Genomic DNA, 19,862 nt, shown 5'->3' with positions numbered 1-19,862 from the left:
CGCTTAGCGCTCCTCGGAATCATCCTCATCCCACTCGTCCGAGTCCCAGCGATCCGCATAGTCCTCGTAATCCGCGTACTCCGAGTATTGATCCTCGTCCTCATCGCTGGAGCGCTTGGAGTTCTGTGAGGCGAGTTCACGCTGGAGCGAATCCAGATCCATCTCGGGCGAATTGTACTTCAGCTGGCGTGCAACTTTGGTCTGCTTTGCCTTGGCGCGTCCGCGTCCCATGTGCATGACCCCCTTGAGGTGTGTAGGGCGGTCCAGGGATTCTTGGCCGCCCCATCGTCTTAGTCAGATATGTGTATGTTCCTGTAAGACACCATAGCCTGTGTGACGAAAAAATTCCGAACTACCCCCTAGCGGTGTGCTGAAAAGTGCTCCACCCTGCGGCAAATAGTCCATTGTGTAATGCGCCACTATTTTCCGCGCAGGCGATCCACAGCGGTACGGCCGGCCTTCGGGCCTTCATCGGCAGGGATGGAATACGGCTCGATCGATGCTGCTACCGGACCAATGGCCAGCTCTCCATGGTCGAGGGCGCTGCGCTTTACTAGACCAAGCGCGATGGGGCCATACTCACAGTCCTCCACCACGGTGCCGAGCCTGCCCACGCGACGCCCGCCCGACGTGATGTCCGCTCCGCTCTTCGGTTGCTCCGGGGCGGAGCCGTCGAGGTAGAGCAGCACCAATAAACGGGGAGAGCGCCCAAGGTTTTCTACGCGCGCGACGGTCTCCTGCCCGCGGTAGCAGCCCTTGTCCAAGTGAACGAACGCGGGCTGATCCTCGCTGCGCCGGATCCAATGCGGAACCTCGTGGGCAATAGTCTTTGCATCGAGATCTGCAGCTAGTTCGGGCTCGCGTGCCCGCACGCGCTCGGCGGTAAAAGCCATGAGCCCCGCTAAGCTTCCGCCCTGGGCCTCCAACTCTTGCACCGCTGCGTCTAGTTTGTCCCGCGGCACGAGGAAATCCTGGCGCGGGCAGCCCGGCCAGTGCACGGGCCTTTCCACCAGAGCTGTGGAAGGTTTGTCCAGCGCTTGACCGAGGATGCTGATGACCGCCACGTCTACTTCCTCTACGGTGACCTGGGACCAGAACACCATGGCGGTGAGGAAATCTCGCAAAGACTCGAACTGCGCCGCCGGCACATCGAGGTAGAAGGTTTTCCCGTCGAAAGATAGATCCATGTGGTGCAGGACGTGGCCCTGAATATTGAGGTCAAGGGCACCTGCGGAAAAGCCGGCGTCCACGTCATCGAGCTTTTGACTCAGGAGGTTATTCAGGAAGGCTCGGGCATCGGGCCCAGAAACCGCGATGACGCGGCGATGGGAGCGGTCGATGACGGCTGAACCTGTTTCCACCGCGCGCTGCTCGACGAGGGGGTTGCCGTAGTGCCAGGGGACCCCGGAGACATCGACGAGCGTGGTGCCCTGGAACTCAGCGGCTCCGGGCCGGGAAAGAAGTGGCGAAGAGTAACTCACGCCCTCCGATGGTAGGGCATAATCGGGGCTATGAGCCTTCAGCGCAGAAAAGAGCCGGTCATCTACGTCGTGGAGCCGTTTGGGGGATCGGTGCGGCGCCACATGCCGAACCTACCGTTGGTCTACTGGGATGATGCCGCGGTCACGCGCGGAGACGGGATTTTTGAATCCCTTCTAGTGCGTGATGGCAAGGCGGCGAACCTTCACCGCCACGCGGAGCGCTTCCGACACTCCGCCCAGGCTCTGAATTTGCCGGAGCCGCCGATGCACAAGTGGGAGGAAGCCACCGCGCTGGCTATCGCCGATTTTTATGGCCCCGCCGGCGCGGGGGACACGGGTGAATCGCCGCTCGAAGCCAAGTGCACGTGGACCTATACCCGCGGCCGGGCCTCCACCGGGGTGCCCACGGCCTGGGTCGCGGTTCAGGAAATCCCGGAGGATGTGGTGGCGCAGCGTGCGAAGGGCGTCAAGGTCATGAGTACGCCGCGATTGTGGCAGGTGGCGGAGGAGCTGCCGGCCAAGACGTTGAACTATGCGGCAACCATGGCCACACTGCGGCTGGCCCGCGAGCGCGGATTTGATGATGTGATCTTTACCGACCCCGACACGGGGCAGGTCTTGGAGGGGGCTACCTCAACCGTGGTGGCGGTTAAGGGAACCAAGCTGCGCACCCCCGCGGGTAAGGGGATACTCCCCGGAACCACGCAGGCCGCGCTGTTTGAATACGCCTCAGAACAGGGATATCGCTGCAAGGCGAAGGAGCTCAACCTGAGCTACCTCGAGGAGGCTGACTCGGTGTGGCTGGTCTCCTCGGTGCGCACAGCGGTGCGGGTGACGCGCCTCGATGACACGAAGCTCAAGGCGCCGGCGAACGCAGAAGAAATACGCGCGCTGATCGACGTCGCCCTGGCCCGCTAGATTCCCTTATGCGGCTAGCTCGCCTGCTAGCTAGCCTGCCACACGGGTGAGCTCGGCGGACATGAAGGGGCGCATCTCGCCGTCGACAAGCCGCTCATCGACCCAGCCCAAGTTGTTGTTCGGCATCAGGCCGTACATGCGCTTGCCGGGGCCGAGGTTGGCGGGGCCTGTCTCCGTCACCATGGTGGAGGCGGACTCCAGCTGCCAAGCGCGCTCGTTGAACAGGGAGCCGTAGAAGATCTCGTTGACACCATTGGAGGAGGTGTAGGTCATCTCAATCTCGTCCTTGAGAGAGATGCGCCAGAATCCGGATTCGCGCACGTCCGGGCCCGCCGGGTTGCCCTCGGAATCGATCTTCCAGGTGCGGGAGGTGTAGGTCAGGTAGTTCTCACCGTCGTGGGCGATGATGAGCTGCTGGCCAAAGGCGTACTGCTCGCCGTCGGCGCTGTGGGCCTGGCCTTCGCCCTGCCACACGCCGACGAGGGGGAGAAGCCCCAAGAGTCCATCGTGCAGCGACGGACCCTGACGCAGGTTTGCCGTCTCATCGGGCAAAGGATTCTCTGCTACATCAACGGTGGGGATGTTGCGGGAGGCAGCATCCTTCCATGCTTCCGCGGCTTGGTTGACGGCTGCGTTGCCATCAATCTTGCCGTTCTCCGGCTGGGTGTTTTCCGGGTGATTCTCATTATTCGTCTGTTCGCTCATGCTGCCCCAGCGTAGTCGTGGGGGCGCCGCGGAAACCACTAGGCTCCAGTAGTCTAGGGGGTCATGCGCGCATTGCTGATCTCAAACCCGAACTCCACGAGCCAGAATTCGGCCCTTTTCCGTGAGGTTCTGCCCGTCATTCGGGACGTGGAGGGGCTGCAGCTGCTTGCTCGCTTTACGCATTATCCGGGGCACGCGGAGGATATAGTGCGGGGCATGACCAGGGAAGACTTCGATGTCATCTTGGTTTTCGGGGGAGATGGCACGGTGAACGAAATTGTGAACGGGCTGTTGGGCCCCGCAGATTCCGCGGAACGTCCCAGCCCCCAGGACATTCCGGCTCTCGCGGTGATTCCCACGGGCTCCGCCAACGTCTTCGTCCGCGCCCTCGGCTTCCCCAATACTCCAGTCGAGGCAGCACACGTGCTGGCTCGGATGCTGGAACGCAATACGCGCCGCACCGTGTCCTTGGGGGTGTGGAATGACCGGTGGTTCGCGGTCAACGCTGGTTTCGGATTGGATGCCGACGTGCTCGCTCGCGTGGACCGTGCTCGGGAAATGGGCTTTGCAGCTACCCCGTTGCGCTATTTGGCCGTGGCCTTTCAGGCCTATCAGCGCGCCCGCATTCGCCCACCGCGCATTAGCGTGCGTGCGCGCTCCGGCTCGGGAGACACCTTCTCGGCTGATGACGTGCCCGTCATGTTCACCTCGAATACCAACCCGTGGACCTTCCTCGGACCGCTGCCGGTGGTGACGAATCCGCGCAACTCTTTCGACCAAGGCCTTGGCCTCTTCGGGGTGTCAGACCTCGGTGGCATTGATGGTCTTGTGGGCGTGCTCCACCTCTTTGGCGTGGATCACCGCCACTGGCTGAATAAGGTCACGGATGCCCGAACGCTGCACTTTGAGGATGCCGTCGAGGTGGATTTGGTGTGCCCGAAGCCGCACCGCTTCCAGGCAGACGGAGAGTCGGAGGGAACCTTCACGGAGGTGCATCTGGAATCGGAGGCGGACGCGTTGGAAGTCTTCGCTCCTACCGATCCGGCCCCGCCCATACACCGCAACGTCCGCAGGATCCTGCGCGACCTCGTTCGCATCAACTAGTTTTGGCGCCAACTCGGCGGCGTCGTCGGTGCGCTGCCTACTTCGTTGGCGGTGTCCTGTGCCTTTTGCGCTGCATCCTCGACGGCCTTTTCCTCCGATCCATCGATTTCGAGAGGGGAGAGCTGCGCCGTCTTCAAAGTGATGTTGCGGCGCTGCACCTCGAACGTAATGGAACCGCCGTGCAGCTTCACGGAGGTGGCCTGGGCAGGCAACGGTAGTTGACGGGTATCCAAGACCAACCCGAATGCTTTCTTGAGGCGCTCATCATCGGTCCCGTAGACGCTCATGCGAAATTCCGGCCCAACGAGGCGCAACGTTACCGTCGCCGTGGACTTGGTGGTGTCTCCCGGCAGCGTGCCGGTGAGCTCCGCTTCGGCAGACGGGCCGCCGGTGGGGGACATGTCATCTGGGTTGGCGATGGATAGGTCCGTAATGCCCAGCAGGCGGCCGAGGGCTACTCCGTCGATGCTAATGCTGCGCGTGTAAGTGGAGACCGGTGCACCTTCTAGGTCCCCGCTGAAGAGCTGTTCGGGACGAATGGTGATATCGCGCAGCGTCGTGGAGGCGTTGACCATCCCGAGCTTGGGCACCTCCACGTCGGAGGAGTTGACCTCGAGGTAAGGAACCTCTTTGGTCAGAGCGCCGAGGGTAAAAGGAACGCCGCCGATATACACATTGGGGCTATTTTCCAGCTGGGAACTGGCTTTCGCCTTCTGTGCCACGGTGTGCTCGGCATGCATCGCCACCGCGGAATCCGCCAGCCATGCGGTCAGAACCACTCCCGCGACGGCGGCGAGTCGGACGACGGGGCGGCTGAGGTAGATGACGGTCACCCTTCTATTACTACCGCACGTAAGCTGGGAAACATGAATATTGGGACCCTTACCCTGCCGCAGAATCCGGATTTGGCACAGCGCGTGGAGGAGCTGGCCACACGCGCCGAAACGCACGATGGTTATGCGCCGTTCTCCGAGCAGTTTGTGGTCGGCCTGCGAGATGGTCGCCTTGGGCACCGCCACCTGCTCGCACTTGAAGACGGTGAGATAACAGGTGTGGCTGCCGTCGAAGGGCAGACGGTAGAGCTCGTCGTCGACGTCGAACACCGCGGGCGCGGGGTGGGGCAGGCGCTTGTCGACGCCCTCCCAACCTCCCCCCAGATCTGGGCTCATGGCAACCTCCCGGCCGCCCAGGCGCTGGCGAAGCGCAATGGGATGGACGTCGTCAGGCGCCTGCTCGTCATGGCGATTGAGGGACGGGACCTACGCGCGGCGGAGGAAGCGTCCGCAAAGGTCGAAGGCCTAGAGATCTGCACGTACACGGAGTCGGTCGAGCGTTTCGGGCGCGAGTACGTCGAGGCGGAGTGGTTACGAGCCAACAACGAGGCTTTTTCCTGGCACCCAGAGCAAGGTGGGTGGGACCTGGAGCGTTTACACCGCGGGATGGAAGCCGAATGGTTCGATCCGGCCGACGTGCTCTTCCTGTGGGATTCGCACGGTGGTGAGCACAGTGCCCCAACCATGGCCGGCTTTCACTGGCTGAAATGGCATGAGGAGGACATCCCAGCCTTCGGTGAGGTCTATGTTGTGGGGCTGAGCGAGGACTATCGCGGGCGCGGGCTCGGCGGCCCGTTGCTCACCGCTGGCTTGCAGCGCATGGTCGCTAAAGGAGCGGACAAGGTCATCTTGTACGTCGAGGCGGACAATGAGCCGGCAGTAAAGGCCTATGAGAAGCTCGGCTTTGGTACTGCGGAGGAGCACTGCGTCTGGGCGAAAAGTGACTAGTCTCACCGCCTTTTGGTACAAGTTAACCGATTGTTCACCTCTTGATCCCTGTGGGGTTAACCCTCCGCATATAGCTTTACTTCCCGTGAGTTAATCGCGCTTGCCTTTGGAGAGGGTTGGGGGCGATTTCCTCGAAAAATCATTCTCTTGTATCCGTACCGGAAAGGTTCCCCGTGATTCGCAACTTCAAGCGCACTGCCGCTATCTTCGGCATCGTCGCCGCCACCTCCACCGCTCTCGTTGCCTGCTCCGAGTCCAACGAGTCTGATTCCGCCGATGGCGGCTCCGACTCCGTAGAGGTCTCCGGTGACCTCTCTGGTGAGGGCGCTTCCTCCCAGAAGTCCGCAATGTCTGTCTTCGAGAAGGCCTTCCTGAACGAGCATCCGGATGCTAACTTCTCCTACACCTCCTCCGGTTCCGGCGCTGGTGTGAAGGCTTTCAACGGTGGCACCGTTGACTTCGCTGGTTCCGACTCCGCCCTGAAGGAGGACAAGGGTGAGGTTGAGGCTGCTAAGGAGCGTTGCGATGGCAACGATGCATGGCACCTGCCGACCACCATCGGCCCGGTTGCTATCGCCTACAACCTGGGTGACACCGAGGTCAACCTCTCCACCGACACCCTGGCTAAGATTTTCAAGGGCGAGATCACCAAGTGGAATGATGACGCCATCAAGGCTGAGAACGAGGGCACCGACCTGCCGGACAAGAACATCACCGTTATCTTCCGCTCTGATGAGTCCGGTACCTCCGACAACTTCCAGAAGTTCCTGACCGCCGCTACCGGCAACTGGGACAGCGAGGGCAAGCAGTTCCCGGATGCTGTTGGTGAGGGCGCTAACGGTTCCTCCGGTGTGGCTGACCAGGTCGCTTCCATCGAGGGTGCTATCACCTACGTTGAAGCTGGCTACGCTCACCAGAAGGAAGCCGATGGCGTCAAGATTGCCAAGATTGACTTCGGCAACGGCCCGGTTGAGCTCAACGCTGAGTCCGTCGGTGTTGCTCTGGACCACCTTGCTTTCAAGGACACCGGCTCCGAGCACAACATGGTTGTTGACTCCGACAAGCTCTTTGCTTCCAACGACGAGGGCGCCTACCCGCTCATCCTGACCACTTACAACATCGTCTGCTCTGCTGGCTACGATGAGGAAACCTCCGCTCTGGTGAAGGCATTCTTCAACACCGTTCTGGACAACCAGAATGACGAGCTGGAGAACGCAGGCTTCATCCCGGTTGCTGGTGACCACCTCGAGCGCCTGAAGGCAGCTGTCGACGCTATCCAGTAAGCGCGTTAACTGCGGGCCTTAGTGCCGTAGTTGCCGTTTAAATACACACTTCCGCCCCCAATCCGCCGTTAACGAGCGCTTTGGGGGCGGTAGCGTGTCCCGCATTTTTTATTGATCCCGTTGAAAAGGATTCCCTAGTCTCATGGCAGACAATAATCTCACCACAGCGTCATCCGCGAGGGAGGATGCCGTTTCGGCGATTCGTCCTAGCGTGCATGCATCCACCGCTGATGCTGCCCCTACCCCAGCCGTTAAGACGGGCGTCAAGCGCCCGGGCGATCGTGTCTTTGAATTCCTGTCCACTGCGTCCGCCACGCTGATCACGGTGATGATCGCTGCCATCGCAGTCTTCCTTGTGTGGCAAGCGGTTCCCTCGCTTGCCGTCAATGAGGGCGGCATCGTAGGTTTCTTCACCTACGGCGAGCGTTGGGAAACCAATGATACCGACGCAATGAAGTTCGGTATTCCGACCATGTTCGGCCATACCGTGCTGATTTCCATCGTGGCACTCATCATCGCGATGCCGGTGGCACTCGGTATTGCTATCTTCTTGTCCAACTACGCACCGGCCAAGCTGGTGAAGCCGCTGGGCTTCCTCGTCGACATGCTCGCTGCCGTGCCGTCCATCGTGTACGGCCTGTGGGGCTGGCAGGTTCTCGGCCCCGCATTGTCCGGCTTCTACACGTGGCTGCACTCCTGGGCAGGTGGCTTCTTCCTGTTCAAGGTCTACGACAACTCCCCGCACTTTGCGACGGGCCGCAACGTCCTCACCGGTGGCATCGTTCTGGCAGTGATGATCCTGCCGATCATCGCCGCCACCGCCCGCGAGGTCTTCGTGCAGACCCCTCCGGGCCAGATCGAGTCTGCCTTGGCACTCGGCGCCACCCGCTGGGAAGTTATTCGTATGACGGTCCTTCCCTTCGGTATGTCCGGCTATATTGCCGGCTCGATGCTGGGCCTGGGTCGCGCGCTGGGTGAGACCATGGCGCTGTACATGGTTGTCTCCCCGTTGGTCGACTTCCGCTTCTCGCTGTTCGATGGCGGTACCACCTTCGCCACCGCCATTGCCTTGGCGGCCGCAGAGTTCGGTAATGAGATGCGTGCCGGCGCCTACATCGCTGCAGGCCTCATGCTGTTCCTTCTGACCTTCGTGGTCAACGCAATTGCCCGTTCCATCGTGAAGAGCAAGTAAGGAGGGAACAGAGATGACTACGACTACAACCTCTAACTCTGTCCCGGCTTCTTCCGGCCCGACCTTCCTGGATATTTCCTCGAGCCGCAAGACCACCAACAACATCGCCACCGTTCTCGTGTGGGCGACGATGATCATCGCCATGATCCCGCTGCTGTGGGTCCTCTTCGAGCTCATCGTTCGCGGTTCCGGTGCTGTCCTGAGCCCCGAGTGGTGGACCGAATCCCAGCGCGGCATCCTGGATACTGAAGCCGGCGGTGGTGCACTGCACGCCATCATCGGTACGTTCGTTCAGACCATCATCGCGACCGTTATTTCGGTTCCGATTGGTATCTTTACCGCGATTTACCTTGTGGAGTACTCCCGCGGTGGCCCCCTGAGCCGCCTCACCACCTTCATGGTGGACATTCTGTCCGGTGTGCCCTCCATCGTGGCCGCACTGTTCATCTTCGCCATGTGGATTACGCTGTTCGGCTTCAAGCGCTCCGGTATGGCTGTGGCACTGTCCTTGGTACTCCTGATGATTCCGATTGTGGTCCGCAATACGGAGGAGATGCTCCGTGTGGTCCCCATGGACCTGCGTGAGGCTTCCTATGCCCTCGGTGTACCGAAGTGGAAGACCATCGCCCGCATCGTTCTGCCGACCGCTCTCTCCGGCATCGTCACCGGCATCATGCTCGCCGTGGCCCGCATCATGGGTGAGTCCGCGCCGGTGCTGGTGTTGGTGGGCTCTACGTCCTCCATCAACTGGGATGCCCTCAAGGGCGCGCAGTCCTCGCTGCCACTGATGATGCTGGATATGTACAAGTCCGGTGCTGATCCGGCTGTTCTGGACAAGCTGTGGGGCGCGGCCCTCACGTTGGTTGTCCTCATCGCGATTCTCAACATTGGCGCGCGCATCGTTTCGGCGAAATTCTCCGTCAAGAAGTAACCGTCTTCACTTTCTACCTACCCCCATAGGAGCACTACTCATGTCCAAGCTTGAGCTCAACGACGTGAACATCTACTACGGTGACTTCCACGCCGTACAGAATGTCAACATGCAAATTCCGGCGAAGGCCGTCACCGCCTTCATCGGCCCCTCCGGCTGCGGTAAGTCCACCGTTCTGCGCACCCTCAACCGTATGCACGAGGTCATCCCCGGCGCCTACGTCAAGGGTGAGATCCTCTTGGATGGACAGAACATCTACGGCTCCAAGGTTGACCCGGTGTCTGTCCGCAACACCATCGGCATGGTATTCCAGAAGGCCAACCCGTTCCCGACCATGTCCATCGAGGACAACGTTGTCGCCGGCCTGAAGCTGTCCGGTGAGAAGAACAAGAAGAAGCTCAAGGAAGTCGCCGAGAAGTCCCTGCGCGGCGCTAACCTCTGGGACGAGGTGAAGGACCGTCTGGATAAGCCGGGCGGCGGCTTGTCGGGTGGTCAGCAGCAGCGCCTGTGCATCGCCCGTGCGATTGCCGTGGAGCCGGAGGTTCTCCTCATGGATGAGCCGTGCTCGGCGCTGGACCCGATTTCCACCCTGGCTGTTGAGGACCTCATCCACGAGCTGAAGGAAAACTTCACCATCGTTATCGTGACCCACAACATGCAGCAGGCAGCCCGCGTGTCCGATAAGACTGGTTTCTTCTCTCTAGAGGCCACCGGCAAGCCGGGCCACCTCGTCGAGTTCGATGACACCACCAAGATCTTCGAAAACCCGTCCAAGAAGGACACCGAGGATTACATCTCTGGCCGCTTCGGCTAAATGCCACTAGTGCCCAAAGCCGGCGCCCTCTCTCACCTGTTTAAGGTCTAGGAGAGGCGCCGGCTTTCTTGTGCTTCGGATCGAGCCGGGTGGATCACCCACGCCCACACGCCTGCCTAGTTGCGGAATTGGCGCTCGAGCTCCGCCATGCGGGCTTCCATCTCGGCGTCGCGCTGCTCCTGGTCGCGCTTGCGCATATAGCGATCCGGGTCCAAGCCCGTGGCCAGGTAGATGATGCGCCCGGCAGCGGCGGCACAATGATCTGCGAATCGCTCGTAGTAGCGTGACAGCTGCGAAGTCTCCACGGCTTGGCGCACCGTTCCCTTCCACTCCCGCTGGGTCAGCATGCGCAGCAGGTGATGGTTGATGTCATCCACGGCATCGTCATCTTCGGTCAGGCGCAGCGCGAGCTCCGGATCGCGGGTGATGAGGATGTCTTTGAGCCCTGCAGACATGTCGAGGACGAGGCGGGTGTACTCCTCGAAATAGCCCATGATTTCTGCCGGTACAACCGGCTCTGGGTGGCGGCGACGCGCGCTCGTTGCAATGTGCTGGGATAGGCGGCCCATGCGGTAGAAATCTTCCACAATATAGATGGAGGAGATCACTTGGCGTAGGTCCTTGGCCATGGGGTTCTCCAAGGCCAGAAGGGACACCGCACGGTCTTCACAGCGCGTGCGGACCTCATCCAGTTCATCGCGCAGCGACACGGCCTCCTCAGCTGGTTGCAGGGAAGCCTCGATTAATGCCTGGGAGGCAAGAGTCATCAACCTGTGGACGGTCGTGCTCATGATGATCAGATCATGGGCAAAGTTATCCAACTGTTCACGGTAAGCAGCGCGCATGCCACGTACTTTAGCCCAACTATTGGTCTAGTGCCTGTCGGGCAACACGATCAAGGCAGGTTCTGCTCTTAGCCTCCGGAGTGCATGATCTCCGCGCCTTCCGGCACAGTGGCATCCTCCGGATCATCGAGCCAACCCTCGGGAAGGACTACCTTGGCGGGTGAGCCCTGGCGGCCGCGGGCACCATCGGCGTCGTCGGCAAGCGCGGGCGAGTCGGCCCACGGCGCCAATAGCTCGCGCAGATCCTCCAAGGAATTGACGCGAGAAAGCCCCGCACGTACCTGTCCGCCCACGGGAAAACCACGCAGGTACCAGCCAATGTGCTTGCGAATATCGCGGCTGGCTTGAGCCTCGCCCTCATGCTGGGCCAGAAGCTCCGCATGGCGGATCATGATGCGCGTGACTTCGCCTAGCGTGGGCTCCGGCGGCACCGGCTCACCCCGCAGGTGGGCGGAGAGCTCCGCGAAGAGCCACGGGCGTCCCAAACAGCCACGGCCTACGACGACGCCGTCACATCCCGTTTGCTCCATCATGTCGTGCGCATCGGTTGCCTTGAAGATATCGCCGTTACCCAAGACCGGGATGCCGGTGTCCGCCAAGTGTTCCTTCAAGCGGGCAATCTCACCCCAGTCGGCGTGGCCGGAGTAGCGTTGTGCCGCCGTGCGACCGTGTAGAGCGACGGCTGCGGCACCCTCAGCAACGGCGATCCGGCCGGCGTCGAGGTGCGTTTTGTGCTCGTCATCGATGCCGACGCGCATCTTGACGGTGACTGGAATGTCCGTGCCCTCCGTCGCTTTGACAGCCGCAGCAATGATGTTGCCAAACAAACGGCGCTTATAGGGCAGGGCAGAACCACCGCCGCGGCGCGTGACCTTGGGAACCGGGCAGCCGAAGTTCATGTCGATGTGGTCTGCGAGGTTCTCGTCCACGATCATTTTGGCCGCCTTGTACGTGTACTCCGGATCGACGGTGTACAGCTGCAGTGAGCGCGGCTGTTCTTGTGGGTCAAACGTGGTCATGTGCAAGGTCTTTGGGTTGCGCTCAACGAGGGCGCGTGCGGTGACCATTTCACACACGTAGAGGCCGGAGACGGTTCCGGTCTTCGCTATCTCTTGCTCGCGGCACAGCACGCGAAAGGCCACGTTGGTCACGCCCGCCATAGGGGCGAGGACAACGGGGGAGTTGAGCTGGATTTTTCCGATAGCAAGAGTCACGCCGCCAATTGTGCGCGGAACAAGCCTAGGGTGGCAAATTCTGATGAAAAAAGTGAGGGGTGCACACGGTTTGGGGCAGAGTGCGGTAAATTCGCCACCGATTCGCTAGTGTGGTGCATGTAACTAATAGGAAAGGACCGTAACCTAGGTCTTTTCTGCACATAAAAGGAGGACTCATGTCTGAGAGAATTGCATACGCGCCGTTTGAAAAGCTCGTTATGAGCGCTGACGAGGCAGCTAAGTTCGTCAATCACGGTGACCGTGTGGGAATCTCCGGCTTTACTGGTGCTGGCTACCCCAAGGCCCTGCCTACCGCCATCGCGGAAAAGGCAAAGGCAGCGCACGAGGCGGGTGAAGAGTTCAAGATTGACGTCTTCTCTGGCGCTTCGACTGCCCCGGACTGCGACGGCGTGCTGGCTGAGGCTAACGCCATTCGCTTCCGCTCCCCGTACAACTCCGACCCAGTTCTGCGTGGCCGCTTCAACGACGGCTCCGCGCTGTACCAGGACATCCACCTTTCGCACTCCGGTCAGCAGGTCGAGGAGGGCTTCTACGGTGACTTCCAGGTAGCCATTATTGAGGCCGTGCGTATCGACGAGAACGGAAACATCATTCCGTCCTCGGCCGTGGGCAACAACCTCGAATACATTGAGGCCGCCGACAAGATCATCATCGAGGTGAACGAGTGGCAGTCCCTCAACCTTGAGGGCATGCACGATATCTACCGGATTGAGAAGCTGCCGAACCGTCAGCCCATTCCGATCACCAAGCCGGCCGACCGCGTTGGAACCACCTACATTGAGATCCCGGAAGAAAAGGTCGTGGCAGTGGTCAAGACCGACGCTCCGGACCGCAACGCACCGTTCAAGGCTCCGGATGAGGTCTCCGAGAAGATTGCTGCGAACTTCATCGAGTTCCTTGAGGGCGAGGTCGCTGCCGGCCGCCTTGAGTATGACAAGTTCATCATGCAGTCCGGTGTGGGTAACGTCCCGAACGCTGTGATGGCCGGCCTGCTGGACTCCAAGTTTGAAAACATTCAGGCGTACACCGAGGTTATCCAGGACGGCATGCTGGATCTGATCGACGCCGGCAAGATGACCGTCGCCTCTGCTACCTCCTTCGCTCTGTCCCCGGAGTACGCGGACAAGATGAACGCTGAGGCTGAGCGCTACGCCAAGCACATCATCCTGCGCCCGCAGCAGGTGTCCAACCACCCGGAGGTTATTCGCCGCGTTGGCCTGATTTCCTCCAACGGCATGATTGAGGGCGACATTTACGGCAACATCAACTCCACCAACGTTTCCGGTTCCCGCATCATGAACGGTACCGGCGGCTCCGGTGACTTCACCCGTAACGCTTACATCTCCACCTTCGTCTCCCCGTCGGTGGCCAAGGATGGCGCAATCTCCGCCATCGTGCCGTTTGTGTCCCACACCGACCACACCGAGCACGACACCATGGTCATCATCACCGAGTACGGTGTGGCGGACCTGCGTGGTCTCGCTCCGAAGGAGCGCGTGGAGAAGGTTATCGCCGTGGCGCACCCGGACTACCGCCCGCTGCTTGAGGAATACTACGAGCGTGCCAAGGCTAATAAGTTCCAGCACACCCCGCACGATCTGAAGACCGCCTTTGACTTCCAGGTGAACTTCATGGAGAAGGGTGACATGCGCGGTTAATCGCTCATGCCGCTCGGTCGTGGCCCTTACCGCTGGAGGTGAGGGCCATTTCCTTTTCCTTAGTGTCACCTACTAAGATGGATGGGCGTTGGGCCTTTAGCTCAGTTGGTAGAGCTACGGACTTTTAATCCGCAGGTCGCGGGTTCGAGCCCCGCAGGGCCCACAGAAAGAGCCGCCTTCGGGCGGCTCTTTTGCGTTGTAGGGTGGCCCACTCAGCAGGCTTTGCTCCTCTAGCTCTTCACGAGCTTCCGGATGGCCCGCATGGCCTCCTCTAGCTTCTCTGTGGCTACTTGCCCGTCCTCGGCGGCGGCTCCTGCCACGCAGTGCTCTATGTGGTCTTCTAGCAGCGCTAGGGAGACGTTCTCGAGCGCTGAGGTGACCGCGGAGATCTGCGTGATGATGTCGATGCAATATTGGTCTTCCGCAATCATGCGGTGGATGCCTCTGGTTTGGCCCTCGATGCGCTTGAGACGCGCTAAGTATTTTGCCTTTTGCTCGCTATCGGAGTTGTAGCCGTGAACGCCGGGCTCGTGGCAGGAGCAAGTATCGCGCTGGTCAGCCATGGTTTTCCGCCTTTCTGCCGGGGCGATTTGGTTAAGTAGGGATGTCTCCAGTATATTTTTACAAAGTTGCCTCAAGGCAACGGGCCCCCATCGTCTAGCGGCCTAGGACACCGCCCTTTCACGGCGGCGGCACGGGTTCGAATCCCGTTGGGGGTACCAACACTAACGTGTTGGTACATAAGTCAATATGTATGGCCCTGTGGCGCAGTTGGTTAGCGCGCCGCCCTGTCACGGCGGAGGTCGCGGGTTCAAGTCCCGTCAGGGTCGCCATACCAAGCCTCGGAGCGGTGTTTGTAGAAACACGCTTCGAGGCTTGAATTGTTTTGCTTGTCATAGCCCACTCAAGGCGGGGTCGGGACCGATAGGTCTAGGTGCTGTGCGGCAGTCGCGTGGACGGTACTTCTTTACTCTTAAAAACCGTATATGACATGCTGATTTGGTGTGTTTCTCAAGCTTTGTGTAGAGTACTTATTCGTGCCCAGCGCACAAGAGATAATTGAAAATGGCCCTGTGGCGCAGTTGGTTAGCGCGCCGCCCTGTCACGGCGGAGGTCGCGGGTTCAAGTCCCGTCAGGGTCGCCGAAGTCCTTGTGGCTTCTGGCCAGATAGCTCAGTCGGTAGAGCACACGCCTGAAAAGTGTGGGGTCGCCAGTTCGATCCTGGCTCTGGCCACAAGAAAGCCCCCTCCAGTACTGGAGGGGGCTCTTTTGTTTCCTTGTTCCCCCGGAGTTGCTCTAGTGGTCTGCTGCTTTTTGGTTTAATGGGGCACCATGACTACTTCAGTTGCGCACCAAACCGATCGATCCCGCTTCGTCATCACCGTCGATGGCGAGGAAGCAGGCTTCGCTGAATACAGTGACTCCGCCACCACGCGCGAATTTACGCACACGGAAATTTTTGAGTCTTTTCAAGGCCAAGGCCTGTCCAAACCTCTGATTAAGGCGGCGTTGGATGATGACTCGACGGCAGGCCGCCAAGTCATCCCAACGTGCAGCGCCGTGGCGCGGTTCATCGAGAAGAACCCCGAGTACCAGCGGTTGACCGCCCGCGAGGGCAGCCTCTAAATACGGAGTCGGCCGCCCTTAGATGTAGTAGTCCGGGTCCACCAGCTTGATGCGTTCGTCCTTCTTGCGAGGACGGTTCTTAGCGGGAATACCCGTAGCGGTGTGATACGCGGGCACATCTTTCGTCACCACGGCGTTAGCGCCTACCGCGGAGCCCTCACCGATAGTGATGGGGCCCAGCACCTTGGCGCCGGCGCCGATAGTCACATTATCCCCAATCGTTGGGTGGCGCTTTGTCTGCGTGAGAACTTGGCCGCCGAGCGTGACACCGTGGTAAAGCATAACGCCATCGCCGATCTCGGCAGTCTCACCAATGACGATTCCCATTCCGTGGTCAATGAAGAAGCGCCGACCAATTGTGGCGCCGGGGTGGATCTCAATTCCGGTGAAGAAGCGGTTCACCTGGGCCAAGATGCGTGCCGGCCCGCGCCAGCCACGCTTCCACATGCGGTGGGCAATGCGGTGCGCCCAAATAGCGTGGAGGCCGGAGTAGACCACGGCGTTCTCGACGTCGCCGCGCGCGGCCGGATCATGCTCGCGCGCGTTGGCGAGGTCTTCACGAATCATCTTCAAGATGTGCATGCAAACCATCCTATCTAGAAAGAAAAAGCGCCCCCTAGCACAGAGGGCGCTTTTATTCGGGGTGCTCACCGCAGTGCGCTTTGCGACGCCCCGCGGAAAGCCACGCTGGGAACTCTAAGCCTCGCGGATGTCCTCGAAGAGGATGGTGGAGACATAACGCTCACCAAAGTCCGGGGCGACAACCACGATGGTCTTGCCCTTGAACTCTTCGCGTGCAGCCAGCTTGAGAGCAGCGGAGACGTTGGCACCGGAGGAAATGCCGACGAGCAGGCCCTCCTCGGTGGCCAGCTTGCGGGCAGTGGAGACAGATTCCTCGGTGGTGGCGGTGAGAACCTCGTTGAGGATCTCGCGGTCCAGAACCTCCGGGACGAAGTTAGCGCCGATGCCCTGGATCTTGTGCGGGCCTGCCTTGCCCTCGGACAGGACGGGGGAGTCGGAGGGCTCTACAGCTACCAAGTAGGTATCCGGGTTCTGGGAGCGCAGGTAGCGACCAACGCCGGTGACGGTGCCGCCGGTGCCGACGCCGGCTACGAAAGCATCAACCTTGCCCTCGGCGTCCTCCCAGATCTCGGGGCCGGTGGTTGCCTCGTGGATCTTCGGGTTTGCTTCATTAGCGAACTGGGAAGCCAGGATCGCGTTGGGGGTTTCGGCAATAATTTCGTTGGCCTTCTCTACGGCACCCTTCATTCCGGCAGCGCCCGGGGTCAACACGATCTCAGCGCCATAAGCGCGCAGCAGCACCTTGCGCTCGTTAGACATGGTCTCCGGCATGGTCAGGATGACCTTGTAACCCTGGGCTGCGCCGACAAGCGCCAAGCCAATACCGGTGTTGCCGGAGGTGGCTTCAACGATGGTGCCGCCCGGCTTCAGCTCGCCGGCTTCTACGGCGGTGTCGACAATCGCCTTGGCGATGCGGTCCTTGACGGAATTTGCGGGGTTGAAGGACTCAACCTTCACGAGCACCTCGGCGCCGAGGCCCTCGGTCAAACGGTTGAGGCGGACCAGCGGGGTTCCGCCGATGGTTTCTAGAATGTTGTCGTATACAGCCACGATGTGGACTCCTTGTAAATAACTTCCGATGTACAGCAGACACCTTACACCCCGCTACTAGACAAAGTAGTATATAAATTCTGAACAGAGCATTCGGGCATGGTATGTGGGATTTGGGGTGACGGAGTAGGGCGCGGTGCGATTTAGAATTACCCCCGTCGGACGGTTATACTTCGCAAATAGTGTTCACCTACCCCCGTTTCAGGCGGGGAATGTGGGTGCACCTGCTGGTTACCCCCGAGTAAGAGAGAGCCTCATGGAGCCGCACCGACTCAAGGATGATGACGAAGCCGTACGCGCAGCGCTATCGTCGCTGAAGACCGCAACGGGAATTCCCGTTACGATGTACGGAACCTTGCTGCCGGATAATCGTTTGCAGATTACCCACTGGGTAGGTCTGCGCACCCCGGCCTTGCAGAACTTGGTGATTGACGCGAATGTGGGCGTCGGCGGGCGCGTTGTCAGCACTCGCCGCGCTGTAGGTGTATCCGATTACACCCGCGCCACGACGATCAGCCACGAGAACGACCGTTACATCCAGGATGAGGGACTGCACTCCATCGTGGCGGTGCCGGTGACTGTGCAGCGTGAGATCCGCGGCGTTCTTTATGTTGGTGTTCATTCGCCGGTCCGCTTGGGTGACAAGGTCATCGAGGAGGTCACCATGACCGCCCGCTGCCTCGAGCAGGATTTAGCGGTTAATTCCGCACTGCGCCGCGCCGATGGGGGCAAGGGCGGCGCCGCTCGCGGGCACGTGATGAACGGCGCCGAATGGGAGCAGGTGCGCTCGACGCACTCCAAGCTGCGGATGCTGGCTAACCGCGTCAACGATGAGGACCTCCGCAAGGAATTGGAAGCCCTCTGCGACCAGATGGTCTCCCCGGTGCGCGTGAAGCAGACCACCAAGTTGTCTGCGCGCGAGCTCGATGTTTTGTCTTGCGTGGCGTTGGGGCACACCAACGTTGAGGCGGCAGAGGAAATGGGCATCGGAGCCGAAACGGTGAAGTCTTATCTGCGTTCTGTCATGCGCAAACTGGGTGCCCACACCCGCTATGAAGCGGTCAATGCGGCCCGTCGTATCGGCGCGCTGCCCTGATTGTAGGTAAGTTGGGTGGGCGTGAAAGACCAATTTATTGTCTCCGGTGGGGCGCGCCTGCAGGGCACCGTCAAGGTGGACGGTGCCAAAAACAGTGTGCTGAAGCTGATGGCTGCGGCACTGTTGGCGGAGGGCACGACCACGCTGACCAACTGTCCTGAAATTCTTGATGTTCCCCTGATGCGCAAGGTCCTCGAAGGTCTCGGGTGCTCAGTGGAGATCGATGGCCACACAGTGCGCATCACCACTCCGGCCGAGCTGCACTCCAACGCGGACTTCGACGCCGTGCGGCAGTTCCGCGCGTCCGTGTGCGTGCTAGGTCCGCTGACGGCGCGGTGCGGTCACGCCAAGGTGGCTTTGCCGGGTGGAGATGCCATTGGCTCCCGCCCCTTGGACATGCACCAGTCCGGACTCGAAAAAATGGGTGCGAGCACGCGTATTGAGCACGGTGCCGTCGTAGCGGAGGTTGACCACCTGCACGGCGCAAGCATCAAGCTCGATTTCCCCTCTGTGGGCGCCACAGAGAATATTCTTACCGCTGCCGTGCTTGCCGACGGCGAAACTCAGCTCCACAACGCCGCCCGCGAACCGGAAATCGTCGATCTGTGCCTGATGCTTAAGGAAATGGGTGCTGACATCACTGGTGAAGGTACGTCCACCATCACGATTCGCGGTGTGGACAAGCTTCAGCCGACGGAACACGAGGTCATCGGTGACCGCATCGTGGCCGGGACGTGGGCCTATGCCGCAGTCATGACGCGCGGAGATATTACGGTGGGCGGCATCGCTCCCAAGCACCTGCACCTGCCTTTGGAAAAGCTCAAGTCGGCCGGTGCCGATATTGAGGACTATGTCAACGGCTTCCGCGTGCGTATGGATGGGCGCCCCACCGCCGTGGACTACCAAACGCTGCCTTACCCAGGCTTTCCAACGGATCTTCAGCCCATCGCTATTGGACTGTCCGCGGTTGCGGAAGGTACTTCCATAATTACGGAGAACGTGTTCGAGTCCCGTTTCCGATTCGTCGATGAGATGTTGCGCCTCGGCGCCGACGCTCAGGTGGATGGCCACCATGTTGTCATCCGCGGCCAGGAGCGGTTGTCTTCAACGCATGTCTGGAGCTCCGACATTCGCGCGGGCGCCGGTTTGGTGCTCTCTGCGCTCTGTGCAGATGAGACGACTACCGTCCACGATGTTTTCCACATCGATCGCGGATATCCCAACTTTGTAGAGAACCTGCAAACGCTGGGGGCGACCATCGAGCGCACTCAGGAGGAAGAGCTCTACTAGGCAGCAGTGCTTGGCGACGTCCCCATGTAACACACCGTTTCGGTGAACTACCTGGGGATTTGTTGTTTGTTGGGGGTGTGCGTATATTTATCGAGGTCGCCGCGAGGTAGCCGGGAAGTTAACTGGTGGTAGATGTTCGGGCAATGTTTGTTCGGCGGGTTTGACTTTGGTTGAGCTTGTTGGGTAAGGTTGTTCGGGCCGCCGCAAGAGGGTTAACGTTTGGTTAACTTTTGTTGTGGTGTGCGGATGATGTTTGAGAACTCAATAGTGT

20 protein-coding genes and 5 tRNA genes are annotated in these 19,862 nt (G+C 60.3%); 16 read left to right on the top strand and 9 right to left on the bottom strand.

Features of this window, described 5'->3' with window-relative positions:
• Positions 1–3 precede the first annotated feature (3 nt).
• Complete coding sequence (locus tag HMPREF2932_RS01845) at positions 4–231, bottom strand: DUF3073 domain-containing protein (protein ID WP_070511197.1); 228 nt, start codon at positions 229–231, stop codon at positions 4–6.
• A 188-nt stretch (positions 232–419) separates the two neighbouring features.
• On the bottom strand, positions 420–1,481 hold the full coding sequence (locus HMPREF2932_RS01840; RefSeq protein ID WP_071409470.1) for a CAF17-like 4Fe-4S cluster assembly/insertion protein YgfZ: 1,062 nt from the start codon (positions 1,479–1,481) through the stop codon (positions 420–422).
• Positions 1,482–1,511: 30 nt separating this feature from the next.
• On the opposite strand from HMPREF2932_RS01840, the gene HMPREF2932_RS01835 reads away from it, so the two are divergent.
• Entirely contained in the window at positions 1,512–2,399 is an 888-nt protein-coding gene (locus HMPREF2932_RS01835) for an aminodeoxychorismate lyase (RefSeq protein WP_070511025.1), read from the top strand.
• Between the two features lie 30 nt (positions 2,400–2,429).
• Here HMPREF2932_RS01835 and HMPREF2932_RS01830 read toward each other — a convergent pair whose 3' ends face one another.
• The gene (locus tag HMPREF2932_RS01830; protein ID WP_046649306.1) at positions 2,430–3,104 is read right to left on the bottom strand and encodes a heme-binding beta-barrel domain-containing protein; all 675 of its coding nucleotides are present in this window, start codon (positions 3,102–3,104) and stop codon (positions 2,430–2,432) included.
• A 63-nt stretch (positions 3,105–3,167) separates the two neighbouring features.
• Here HMPREF2932_RS01830 and HMPREF2932_RS01825 point away from each other — a divergent pair, with 63 nt between their 5' ends.
• Positions 3,168–4,208 (top strand): diacylglycerol/lipid kinase family protein, encoded by a 1,041-nt coding sequence (locus tag HMPREF2932_RS01825; RefSeq protein ID WP_046649305.1) that lies wholly within the window; start codon positions 3,168–3,170, stop codon positions 4,206–4,208.
• Here HMPREF2932_RS01825 and HMPREF2932_RS01820 read toward each other — a convergent pair.
• Positions 4,205–5,041 carry an LmeA family phospholipid-binding protein gene (locus tag HMPREF2932_RS01820; RefSeq protein WP_046649304.1) on the bottom strand — a complete coding sequence of 279 codons (837 nt, stop codon included), beginning with the start codon at positions 5,039–5,041 and terminating at the stop codon, positions 4,205–4,207. The two genes, HMPREF2932_RS01825 and HMPREF2932_RS01820, sit on opposite strands and share 4 nt — an antisense overlap.
• A gap of 33 nt (positions 5,042–5,074) precedes the next feature.
• Here HMPREF2932_RS01820 and mshD point away from each other — a divergent pair, with 33 nt between their 5' ends.
• From mshD to pstB, 5 genes are all read left to right on the top strand, one after another.
• Entirely contained in the window at positions 5,075–5,989 is a 915-nt protein-coding gene (gene mshD / locus HMPREF2932_RS01815; RefSeq protein ID WP_070511021.1) for a mycothiol synthase, read from the top strand.
• Positions 5,990–6,162: 173 nt separating this feature from the next.
• On the top strand, positions 6,163–7,272 hold the full coding sequence (gene pstS, locus HMPREF2932_RS01810; RefSeq protein ID WP_071409469.1) for a phosphate ABC transporter substrate-binding protein PstS: 1,110 nt from the start codon (positions 6,163–6,165) through the stop codon (positions 7,270–7,272).
• Positions 7,273–7,414: 142 nt separating this feature from the next.
• The gene (pstC, locus tag HMPREF2932_RS01805; protein ID WP_071409468.1) at positions 7,415–8,464 is read left to right on the top strand and encodes a phosphate ABC transporter permease subunit PstC; all 1,050 of its coding nucleotides are present in this window, start codon (positions 7,415–7,417) and stop codon (positions 8,462–8,464) included.
• 13 nt (positions 8,465–8,477) lie between these two features.
• Positions 8,478–9,395 (top strand): phosphate ABC transporter permease PstA, encoded by a 918-nt coding sequence (pstA, locus tag HMPREF2932_RS01800; RefSeq protein WP_070511015.1) that lies wholly within the window; start codon positions 8,478–8,480, stop codon positions 9,393–9,395.
• Between the two features lie 40 nt (positions 9,396–9,435).
• On the top strand, positions 9,436–10,209 hold the full coding sequence (gene pstB, locus HMPREF2932_RS01795) for a phosphate ABC transporter ATP-binding protein PstB (RefSeq protein ID WP_046649300.1): 774 nt from the start codon (positions 9,436–9,438) through the stop codon (positions 10,207–10,209).
• Positions 10,210–10,325: 116 nt separating this feature from the next.
• Here pstB and phoU read toward each other — a convergent pair whose 3' ends face one another.
• Positions 10,326–11,054, bottom strand: coding sequence for a phosphate signaling complex protein PhoU (gene phoU / locus HMPREF2932_RS01790; protein WP_049157153.1), 729 nt, complete (start codon positions 11,052–11,054; stop codon positions 10,326–10,328).
• A 68-nt stretch (positions 11,055–11,122) separates the two neighbouring features.
• Complete coding sequence (dusB, locus tag HMPREF2932_RS01785) at positions 11,123–12,268, bottom strand: tRNA dihydrouridine synthase DusB (protein WP_071409467.1); 1,146 nt, start codon at positions 12,266–12,268, stop codon at positions 11,123–11,125.
• Positions 12,269–12,444: 176 nt separating this feature from the next.
• On the opposite strand from dusB, the gene HMPREF2932_RS01780 reads away from it, so the two are divergent.
• A complete protein-coding gene (locus HMPREF2932_RS01780; RefSeq protein ID WP_070680178.1) occupies positions 12,445–13,947 on the top strand; it encodes an acetyl-CoA hydrolase/transferase family protein in 1,503 nt (500 codons plus the stop codon).
• A 90-nt stretch (positions 13,948–14,037) separates the two neighbouring features.
• Positions 14,038–14,110, top strand: a tRNA-Lys gene (locus tag HMPREF2932_RS01775).
• A 67-nt stretch (positions 14,111–14,177) separates the two neighbouring features.
• Here HMPREF2932_RS01775 and HMPREF2932_RS01770 read toward each other — a convergent pair.
• Complete coding sequence (locus HMPREF2932_RS01770; protein WP_046649297.1) at positions 14,178–14,510, bottom strand: metal-sensitive transcriptional regulator; 333 nt, start codon at positions 14,508–14,510, stop codon at positions 14,178–14,180.
• Positions 14,511–14,593: 83 nt separating this feature from the next.
• On the opposite strand from HMPREF2932_RS01770, the gene HMPREF2932_RS01765 reads away from it, so the two are divergent.
• The 5 genes from HMPREF2932_RS01765 to HMPREF2932_RS01745 all read left to right on the top strand — a co-directional run bounded on the left by HMPREF2932_RS01765 (position 14,594) and on the right by HMPREF2932_RS01745 (position 15,573).
• Positions 14,594–14,669 (top strand) — tRNA-Glu (locus HMPREF2932_RS01765).
• Between the two features lie 34 nt (positions 14,670–14,703).
• Positions 14,704–14,780, top strand: a tRNA-Asp gene (locus tag HMPREF2932_RS01760).
• A 234-nt stretch (positions 14,781–15,014) separates the two neighbouring features.
• Positions 15,015–15,088: transfer RNA gene (locus tag HMPREF2932_RS01755), tRNA-Asp, on the top strand.
• A 20-nt stretch (positions 15,089–15,108) separates the two neighbouring features.
• A tRNA-Phe gene (locus tag HMPREF2932_RS01750) sits at positions 15,109–15,181 on the top strand.
• 98 nt (positions 15,182–15,279) lie between these two features.
• Positions 15,280–15,573 (top strand): GNAT family N-acetyltransferase, encoded by a 294-nt coding sequence (locus HMPREF2932_RS01745; RefSeq protein ID WP_046649296.1) that lies wholly within the window; start codon positions 15,280–15,282, stop codon positions 15,571–15,573.
• A gap of 18 nt (positions 15,574–15,591) precedes the next feature.
• Here HMPREF2932_RS01745 and epsC read toward each other — a convergent pair whose 3' ends face one another.
• Together epsC and cysK are read right to left on the bottom strand one after the other, a co-directional pair.
• Positions 15,592–16,155, bottom strand: a complete 564-nt coding sequence (epsC, locus tag HMPREF2932_RS01740; protein WP_141745899.1) for a serine O-acetyltransferase EpsC — start codon at positions 16,153–16,155, stop codon at positions 15,592–15,594.
• A gap of 114 nt (positions 16,156–16,269) precedes the next feature.
• Positions 16,270–17,208: a cysteine synthase A gene (gene cysK / locus HMPREF2932_RS01735; protein WP_175973585.1), complete on the bottom strand. Its 939-nt coding sequence runs from the start codon at positions 17,206–17,208 to the stop codon at positions 16,270–16,272.
• Positions 17,209–17,461: 253 nt separating this feature from the next.
• Between cysK and ramA the strand changes: the two genes are divergently transcribed.
• Together ramA and murA are read left to right on the top strand one after the other, a co-directional pair.
• Positions 17,462–18,301, top strand: a complete 840-nt coding sequence (gene ramA / locus HMPREF2932_RS01730) for an acetate metabolism transcriptional regulator RamA (RefSeq protein ID WP_046649294.1) — start codon at positions 17,462–17,464, stop codon at positions 18,299–18,301.
• A 21-nt stretch (positions 18,302–18,322) separates the two neighbouring features.
• Complete coding sequence (gene murA, locus HMPREF2932_RS01725) at positions 18,323–19,591, top strand: UDP-N-acetylglucosamine 1-carboxyvinyltransferase (RefSeq protein ID WP_046649321.1); 1,269 nt, start codon at positions 18,323–18,325, stop codon at positions 19,589–19,591.
• Positions 19,592–19,862: the final 271 nt, after the last annotated feature.

It is taken from the genome of Corynebacterium sp. HMSC074H12, from assembly GCF_001813755.1.
Classification (GTDB): domain Bacteria; phylum Actinomycetota; class Actinomycetes; order Mycobacteriales; family Mycobacteriaceae; genus Corynebacterium; species Corynebacterium hiratae.
This window is presented reverse-complemented; position numbering and strand designations above follow the sequence as displayed.

Bases quoted from the DNA above. Each gene is read 5' to 3' on its own strand.
- HMPREF2932_RS01825 (WP_046649305.1), top strand. From the start codon at position 3,168: ATGCGCGCATTGCTGATCTCAAACCCGAACTCCACGAGCCAGAATTCG.
- HMPREF2932_RS01845 (WP_070511197.1), bottom strand. From the start codon at position 231: ATGGGACGCGGACGCGCCAAGGCAAAGCAGACCAAAGTTGCACGCCAG.
- epsC (WP_141745899.1), bottom strand. From the start codon at position 16,155: ATGCACATCTTGAAGATGATTCGTGAAGACCTCGCCAACGCGCGCGAG.
- pstA (WP_070511015.1), top strand. From the start codon at position 8,478: ATGACTACGACTACAACCTCTAACTCTGTCCCGGCTTCTTCCGGCCCG.
- HMPREF2932_RS01770 (WP_046649297.1), bottom strand. From the start codon at position 14,510: ATGGCTGACCAGCGCGATACTTGCTCCTGCCACGAGCCCGGCGTTCAC.
- pstC (WP_071409468.1), top strand. From the start codon at position 7,415: ATGGCAGACAATAATCTCACCACAGCGTCATCCGCGAGGGAGGATGCC.
- phoU (WP_049157153.1), bottom strand. From the start codon at position 11,054: ATGCGCGCTGCTTACCGTGAACAGTTGGATAACTTTGCCCATGATCTG.
- HMPREF2932_RS01835 (WP_070511025.1), top strand. From the start codon at position 1,512: ATGAGCCTTCAGCGCAGAAAAGAGCCGGTCATCTACGTCGTGGAGCCG.
- HMPREF2932_RS01830 (WP_046649306.1), bottom strand. From the start codon at position 3,104: ATGAGCGAACAGACGAATAATGAGAATCACCCGGAAAACACCCAGCCG.
- ramA (WP_046649294.1), top strand. From the start codon at position 17,462: ATGGAGCCGCACCGACTCAAGGATGATGACGAAGCCGTACGCGCAGCG.
- HMPREF2932_RS01780 (WP_070680178.1), top strand. From the start codon at position 12,445: ATGTCTGAGAGAATTGCATACGCGCCGTTTGAAAAGCTCGTTATGAGC.
- pstB (WP_046649300.1), top strand. From the start codon at position 9,436: ATGTCCAAGCTTGAGCTCAACGACGTGAACATCTACTACGGTGACTTC.
- mshD (WP_070511021.1), top strand. From the start codon at position 5,075: ATGAATATTGGGACCCTTACCCTGCCGCAGAATCCGGATTTGGCACAG.
- HMPREF2932_RS01745 (WP_046649296.1), top strand. From the start codon at position 15,280: ATGACTACTTCAGTTGCGCACCAAACCGATCGATCCCGCTTCGTCATC.